Raw genomic sequence first — 1223 nt, 5'->3', positions numbered from 1 at the left:
GCAGCGCTGTGGCCATCCGCGGCCTCCTGGATAGTGGGTTCACCGCGATCCGGAGCACGTGGGAGCGACGAGGGCTGTCGACCGGCCGCCTGGGCGTCGCGGTCGATCGCTTCCACGGACCGATCCTCATCGCCGCCTTCGCGGTCGCGGTTCTCATCCTCATCACGTCGCGGCCGGTCGCGTTCGGCACGGTGATCGGGGTGACCGTGGGGCTCGTGGTCTTCGCGGTCGTGATCGAGTTGCTCCGGCGCCCGCGCGCGGCTTACGCGTCCACGACGGAGGAGCTCCCGACAGAGGAGCCCGGCGAATCCGCGACGGTCGATCACGACACCGCAGAGCCGGACTCCCACGCCACGGCGCCGGCTCCCTGAGCGGCGGATGGCACCTGAGGGTGCGAACGTCGGGGCGAGGTGCAGGTGGGAATACTCCAGGAGGGTACTCGGTTGGCCCGAAGGAGTGAGCGGGACGACCCGCTCCATCTGTGCGGGCTTCCATCCGCTGCCTGCACGGCATCGTCTTTCCGAGGAGGAGAGCAATGAGCGCTTCGCACCACGAGGGCACCGCACACGCCGCGCCGCATCACGAGTCGGACGGCTCCGCACCCATGCACGCGGCGCACGAGGGCCACGACGATCACCCGGGTCACGGCGACCACGCAGGTCACGGGGGCCACGCAGGTCACGGGGGTCACGGCGACCACGTCGCACAGTTCCGGCGGCTGTTCTGGGTCATGCTCGTCCTCGCCGTCCCGACCGTCGCGCTTTCCGGCATGTTCGCGATGATCCTCGGATACACGCTCCCCGACGTGCCGGGCCTGGCATGGGTCTCACCCGTGCTCGGAACCGTGATGTACGTGTGGGGCGGCAAGCCCTTCCTCGTCGGGGCCGTCAGTGAGATCAGAGCCCGTACGCCCGGCATGATGCTGCTCATCGGTCTGGCGATCACGGTGGCCTTCCTTGCGTCGTGGGGAGCGAGTCTCGGCATCCTCCACCATGAGCTCGACTTCTGGTGGGAGCTGGCGCTCCTCATCGTGATCATGCTGCTCGGACACTGGATCGAGATGCGCTCGCTCGCGCAGACCACCTCTGCTCTCGACTCGCTCGCCGCGCTCCTGCCGGACGAGGCCGAGCGCGTGGAAGCCGGGCAGGTCGTCATCGTCTCACCCGCAGACCTCGCGGTCGGCGACGTCGTGGTCGTGCGACCGGGCGGAAGCCTGCCCGCGG

The 1223-nt window shown here is 69.3% G+C and carries 2 pseudogenes; both read left to right on the top strand.

From position 1 onward, the window contains the following. Positions 1 to 371, top strand: a pseudogene (locus tag KZA10_RS15635) (hypothetical protein); the annotation flags it as partial. A 164-nt stretch (positions 372 to 535) separates the two neighbouring features. Then, a pseudogene (locus tag KZA10_RS15630) lies at positions 536 to 1223 on the top strand (heavy metal translocating P-type ATPase); the annotation flags it as partial.

The organism is Microbacterium sp. BF1, assembly GCF_019279095.1.
Classification (GTDB): Bacteria; Actinomycetota; Actinomycetes; order Actinomycetales; family Microbacteriaceae; genus Microbacterium; species Microbacterium maritypicum.
Note: the sequence above shows the minus strand (reverse complement) of the source record. Positions and strands in the feature narration are given on the sequence as shown.